Annotated in this window: 5 protein-coding genes; all 5 read left to right on the plus strand. The window is 33.6% G+C overall.

Annotated features, from left to right (window positions below; genetic code table 11):
* The 5 genes from QO200_RS15470 (at window position 1) to QO200_RS15490 (ending at window position 6,502) form a co-directional block, all read left to right on the plus strand.
* Entirely contained in the window at window positions 1-753 is a 753-nt protein-coding gene (locus tag QO200_RS15470; RefSeq protein WP_371541746.1) for an ABC transporter ATP-binding protein, read from the plus strand.
* Window positions 754-761: 8 nt separating this feature from the next.
* Complete coding sequence (locus QO200_RS15475) at window positions 762-1,739, plus strand: MlaD family protein (protein WP_371541748.1); 978 nt, start codon at window positions 762-764, stop codon at window positions 1,737-1,739.
* Window positions 1,740-1,780: 41 nt separating this feature from the next.
* Window positions 1,781-2,818, plus strand: coding sequence for a pesticidal protein Cry7Aa (locus QO200_RS15480; protein WP_371541751.1), 1,038 nt, complete (start codon window positions 1,781-1,783; stop codon window positions 2,816-2,818).
* Window positions 2,819-2,831: 13 nt separating this feature from the next.
* A complete protein-coding gene (locus QO200_RS15485) occupies window positions 2,832-5,048 on the plus strand; it encodes a glycosyltransferase (protein WP_371541754.1) in 2,217 nt (738 codons plus the stop codon).
* Window positions 5,049-5,278: 230 nt separating this feature from the next.
* Window positions 5,279-6,502, plus strand: a complete 1,224-nt coding sequence (locus tag QO200_RS15490) for a sodium:proton antiporter (protein WP_371541757.1) — start codon at window positions 5,279-5,281, stop codon at window positions 6,500-6,502.
* Window positions 6,503-6,597 lie beyond the last annotated feature (95 nt).

Genomic DNA, 6,597 nt, shown 5'->3' on the forward strand with positions numbered 1-6,597 from the left:
ATGAATAGCACTATCCAAAATAAAAAAAATATTATAGAGATTAAAGACTTGAAGAAAAGCTATGGAGACAATCATGTCTTAAATGGTTTTAACATGACTCTATATGAAGGTGAAAATTTGGTCATTATGGGAAAATCAGGCTCTGGTAAATCTGTAATGATTAAATGCCTCATTGGATTAGAAAAGCCCGATAGCGGTTCCATATCGGTCATGGGAAAGAAAATTGCAGACCTCAACCGAAGCACATTAGATGAACTCCGAACTGAAATTGGTTTTCTTTTTCAGGGAAGTGCCTTATATGATTCCATGACCGTTAGAGAAAATCTAGAGTTTCCGTTGCGTCGTCACACTAAAAAATTTGGAATACTAAAAGACACCACACCTTTAGTTATGCAAGCACTTGAAAATGTTGGACTAGCAAATGCCGTAAACTTGATGCCTGCAGAACTTTCGGGCGGAATGAAACGTAGAATCGCATTAGCGAGAACACTAATTCTACAACCCAAAATCATTCTTTATGACGAACCTACCACAGGATTAGATCCCATTACGTCCAAAGAAATATTAATATTGATGAAATCAATTCAGGAAAAATACAACACATCATCAATTATCATTACTCATGATGTCGATTGTGCCAGAGTGATTTCAAACCGAATGATCTTACTGATTGATGGTATTAATTATGCCGAAGGTACTTTTGATGAATTAATAGCTTCGACAGACCCAAAAGTGCAGGCTTTTTTTAAATAAATTTAGATATGGAAAAAACGACAACACAAAAAATAAGATTAGGCCTTTTTGTAATAATTGGGTTACTTATATTCATATTAGCTACCTATCTTATTGGTGACAAGCAAAAAATGTTTGGAAATACAAGTCATTTGGAGACTATTTTCAGTAATGTAAATGGTTTACAAATAGGGAATAATGTACGCTATTCTGGTGTAAATGTGGGGACGGTCCGCGCGATAGAAATGATCAATGACACAAACATTAAAGTGGACATGATTATTGACAAGACCATCTTTAAACACATAAAGAAAGATGCAGTAGCAACGATAGGTTCTGATGGGCTAGTGGGAAGTATGATTATAAATATTCTACCAGGAAAAGGAACCCAAACGCCTGTTGAGCCAGGAGACAAAATTAGCTCTTTAAACCGCGTCAGTACGGATGATCTTTTAAAGACCCTAAGCAAAACCAACAATAACGCAGCGCATCTTACAGAAAATTTACTCACAATCACAGAAGAAATCAATCAAGGAAAAGGAACTCTAGGACTCTTATTAAATGATGCTGAAATAGCAAGAGATTTAAAAGAAACCATGAACTACTTAAAAATCTCAGGTAGAGAAACTTCAAATGCCACAAAAAATTTAAATAACCTTCTTGAAGCGCTGAACAGTAATAACAATGTAATAGGCGTTTTGAAAGATACTGCTGTTGCCAATAGTATAAAGAAGATAGTTAATAATTTAGATACTTCAAGTGTGGAAATAAGTAAGGTCGTGACTAACCTTAACAAAACTATCTTAAACATTAAAGACGGTAAAGGGGCACTGAACTATCTTTCTAATGACCACAATTTAGTGCGCAAAATTGACTCTACCATGACTAATGTCAATCAATCCAGTGCTAAATTGAACGAAAATCTCGAAGCCTTAAAACACAATTTTCTGTTTCGAGGATACTTCAGAAAATTAGAAAGAGAAAAAATAAAAGCAAAAAAAAAGTAGCACGCAAAAAATGTAGAAAAGAAATTATAAAATAGTCCATTATGATTACTATAGAAAAGTTAGGAGTAATTCTTAGTCCCACCAATTTAGAATTTGAAAATAGCGGCGTGATAAACCCCGCTATTTATCAAGATGGAAATACAGTTCACATTTTATATAGGGCGGTACAGGAAGGAAACTTATCTACCATAGGCTATGCAAAAATGGACGGGCCAACTAAAATAGTGGAAAGAATGGAAACGCCACTTATTTCTAGAGAATTTGATTATGAAAAACAAGGAGCCGAAGATCCTAGAGTTGTAAAAATTGAAGATACCTATTACATCACCTATACCGCTTATGATGGCGTTAATGCTATGGGAGCATTAGCTACTTCCAAAGATTTAATTCATTTTGAAAAGCATGGAATAATCACACCTACCGTGAACTATGAGGAATATGAAAGTCATGTAAATAAGTGTAATGCCGCCAAGCTAAACCCAAAATACCACCAATATTATAATCTTTTCTCCCAAATTGGGTTAGTTGGTGATGAAACCCGTTTATTACGTGATAAAGATGTACTACTTTTTCCAAGAAAAATAAACGGACAATTTGTTCTTTTACATCGAATTTGGCCAGGAATTCAAATTGTTAAGTTTAACAAGTGGGAAGACCTAACCAAAACCTTTTGGGAGGATTATCTAATGCATCTCACAGATCATATTATTCTGGACCCTAAAGATCCTTATGAAATTAATTATATAGGAGGTGGTGTGCCTCCCATTGAAACTCCTTGCGGATGGTTATTAATTTATCATGGTGTACAGGAGACTACGACCGGAAAAATGTATCATGCTAAGGCTGCTTTACTGCATTTAGAAAAACCTGAAATGGAACTGTCGAGATTACCTTACCCTCTCTTTTCGCCTACAAAAAAATGGGAAAAAGAGGGTATTGTTAATAATGTTGTATTCCCTACTGGTTCTGCATTGTTTGAAAATGACCTTTATCTCTACTACGGCGCCGCTGACAAACATATTGCAGTCGCAAAAATGAATATCAATGAATTACTTCTTGAATTAAAAAAACAACCATAAATATACTATTGTCATGAGATTAGAGAAAGGATTAAAAATGCTGATTGTAAGTTCTTATCCGCCTCGGGAGTGTGGATTAGCTACTTTTTCAAATGATATCATTAACGCCGTAAAAATCGTCTTTGGGGACACTCTTCCTCTTGAAGTATGCGCCTTACAGAATAATGATACCGAAAATAAATACAGTCAAGAAGTAACTTACACCCTTTCGGCAGCTAATCTGGATGATTATCGGTCCGTAGCTGAGAAAATAAATAAACGCAAAGACATTGGTCTTGTTTGTATCCAACATGAGTTTGGCCTTTTTGGAGGTGAATACGGTGATTACATCCTTGCCTTTATATTAGCTTTAAATAAACCAATTGCCACGATATTTCATACTGTTCTCCCTAATCCTGATGAAAAGAGAGAAAAAGTAGTTAATGCTATAGTTGATCTATCAGACTTAATTATTGTTCTCACAAAGAAATCAAAAGAGATTTTGACGATTTTTTATGACTGCCCCACTACAAAAATTCAAGTAATTCCTCATGGCAACCACAATGTATTGTGGGAACAAAAACAGGAGTTAAAAGACAGCTACAATTATTCTAACAGGATTGTGCTTTCCACCTTTGGACTTATCAGTGAGAATAAAAATATCGAAACAACCTTGTCAGCATTACCTCAAATCGTAAAAAAACATCCCAGTTTACTCTATTTAATAATTGGGAAAACACATCCCGAAATCATCAAAAAAGAAGGGGAAAAATACCGCAAAAAACTGGAGAAGATTGTGGAAGAAAACGATTTAGAAGATAATGTGATTTTTATTAATGAATACGTGGAGCTGAAACAACTGTTGGAATATTTGACATTATCTGACATCTATTTATTTTCATCGAAAGATCCAAACCAAGCTGTCAGTGGAACCTTTGCTTATGCCATGAGCTGTGGTTGTACTGTAATATCAACACCAATACCGCACGCAGTTGAAATGCTCTCGGATAGTACAGGAATTTTACTAACTAAATTTGACGACTCCGAAGAATTTAAAGAAGCAATATTAAGACTTATTGAAAATAAAGAGCAAAGGATTAATATGGGTAAGAATGCTTTTTCTGAGTCACACAGTACCTCTTGGGAAAATATTGCAATTCAATACAGGCTGTTATTTGACAAATTGACTAATAAAGAAGAGGACTTAAACTTCTGTTTTCCACCAATAAAATTGGATCATATAATAGAAATGACAACTGATTTTGGCATACTCCAATTTTCGAAATTTAGCCAACCTGATCCTGAATCAGGATACACATTAGATGATAATGCAAGAGCTTTAATAAATATGGTAATGTATCATAAAATTAAGCCTGACGATGAAACCTTGTCATTAGCAAACACCTATTTAAAATATATAGAAGGGATCCAAAGACCAAACGGCTGGTTTGATAATTACAAAGACTATAACAACGAATTAACCAGTCAAAATTATGACGTCAATCTCGAAGATGCCAATGGAAGAGCTTTATGGAGTCTAGGAACGACCCTCGCACATAAAAACACACTCCCAGTGGAAATAGTTGTAAGAGCAAAAAGATGTTGGGACAAAGCGATTGTACAAATCGATGAATTCAGTTCTCCAAGAGCAATAGCTTATGCTCTAAAAGGTCTTTATAACTACTATTCTGTTTATAAAGATCCGGAAATTGAAAAAAAAATAGGGAACCTAGCAGACGAATTATTGCGCCATTATCATATTAATTCAGATGTAAATTGGTGTTGGTATGAAGATTATATGACCTATGCTAATAATGTATTACCTGAAGCAATGATGCATAGTTACCTAGTTACCGGAAAGATGAAGTATAAAAAAATAGCACTAATTACATTTGACTTTCTGCTATCCCATTATTTCATGAAAGGACAACTTAAGGTAATCTCAAACAGAGGATGGTTTAAAAAACAAAACGAAAGAAATTTTTATGGAGAACAACCCATTGAAATAGCGACTACAATTATCGCTTTAGATTTATTTTATGAGGTTACCAAAAATACAAAATACAAAGATCAACTAAAGTTAGCGTTCGTTTGGTTTTTAGGTAATAATCACCTGAAACAAATTATGTATAACCCAGAAAATGGCGCTTCGTATGACGGACTTGAAGACAAACACATCAATATAAATCAAGGGGCTGAGTCAACCTTGTGTTTTTTTAAAGCTCGTTTAATAATGGAAAAACATGCTTAATTATAACTACCTTTAGTTCTTTATGCAAAAAGAAGCGATTGCATAATTTAGAAACTAGAGTATTCACTTACAGTTTATTAGTCTCAAAAAACAAGACTAATCCACAAATATATCATTATATTTAAAAATATATTTATGTTTTGACAAGCTAATGTATTATATTTCACAAAATAGATCTCCATTATCACTAGTGGAAACCATTAAAAATTAAAAAATATAATTAATTTTCTATGACAATTATAATTTCACTTTGCCTACTGCTGCTTATCGCATACTTATTTGACCTTACGGCATCAAGGACAAAAATACCTTCAGTTATATTACTGTTACTGCTAGGCTGGGTCGTTAGAGAAGCAACACTTTTACTTGATATAGATTTACCTGACCTTTCTGCTACTCTACCTGTATTAGGTACAATTGGACTTATACTAATTGTATTGGAAGGCTCATTGGAACTGGAACTCAACAAATCTAAAGTGAGTTTGATAAAAAAATCATCTATAGGTGCTTTCCTTCCTTTGATTGTATTAGCTTTTTCTCTTGCCTACTTACTGCAGTATTACGGAGGATATTCCTTTAGATCCAGCCTGATCAATGCGATCCCATTTTGTGTGATTAGTAGTGCCATTGCGATTCCAAGCGTAAGAAACCTTTCTTCGAGCCAAAAAGAATTTATCATTTACGAAAGTAGTTTATCTGATATTTTTGGTGTGGTTTTTTTCAATTTCATAGCATACAACACCAGTTTTGGCTTAGAAACATTTGGCTATTTTTGTTTAGAAATACTAATTATAATTGCAATCTCTTTTGTAGCAACGATATTACTGTCGTTCCTTCTAAATAAAATCGAACATCATATTAAATTTGTTCCAATCGTGCTGCTAATTATATTAATTTATGAAGTATCAAAAATATTCCATTTACCGGCACTTATTTTTATTCTGGTATTTGGATTGTCAATTGGTAATTTAGATGAATTAAGACACTACAAATGGACTCAACAGTTTAGACTTGACCTATTGAACAAGGAAGTTATTAAGTTTAAAGAATTGATAATTGAAGCGACCTTCTTAGTTAGAGCATTATTCTTTCTTTTATTTGGGTATTTGATTAAAACTACTGAAATTGTAAATCCAGATACGTTTATCTGGGCTCTAGGAATTGTAGTAATGCTTTTTATTTTACGTTTCATTCAGCTAAAAATTTCTAAAATGCCTTTATTTCCTTTGCTTTTTGTAGCACCTAGAGGGCTTATTACAATCTTGCTATTCCTAGGTATAGCTCCAGAACATTCGATCTTGTTAGTTAACAAATCATTGATTATTCAGGTAATCCTGATTACGGCAATTATAATGATGATTGGTTTAATGATAACAGCTAAAAAGAGAAAAACAATTCTAGAAGAAAAAAGGAAAGCAAAAGAAGCCGAACTTGGTGAAAACGTAGAAGTATAAAACATAAAAATCCGCCACTTTAGACTGAACCCAAAAGTTTGGACAAATTTATAATTAATTTTGATAATAATGAGCTCGATATTGTATCGGGCTCA

Origin of the sequence: Flavobacterium sp. Arc3 (assembly GCF_041431375.1) — a bacterium.
In the GTDB taxonomy this organism is placed as follows: Bacteria; Bacteroidota; Bacteroidia; order Flavobacteriales; family Flavobacteriaceae; genus Flavobacterium.

Excerpts from the sequence above, each read along its gene's own strand:
- QO200_RS15490 (WP_371541757.1), top strand. The coding sequence starts at position 5,279 with ATGACAATTATAATTTCACTTTGCCTACTGCTGCTTATCGCATACTTA.
- QO200_RS15470 (WP_371541746.1), top strand. The coding sequence starts at position 1 with ATGAATAGCACTATCCAAAATAAAAAAAATATTATAGAGATTAAAGAC.
- QO200_RS15480 (WP_371541751.1), top strand. The coding sequence starts at position 1,781 with ATGATTACTATAGAAAAGTTAGGAGTAATTCTTAGTCCCACCAATTTA.
- QO200_RS15475 (WP_371541748.1), top strand. The coding sequence starts at position 762 with ATGGAAAAAACGACAACACAAAAAATAAGATTAGGCCTTTTTGTAATA.
- QO200_RS15485 (WP_371541754.1), top strand. The coding sequence starts at position 2,832 with ATGAGATTAGAGAAAGGATTAAAAATGCTGATTGTAAGTTCTTATCCG.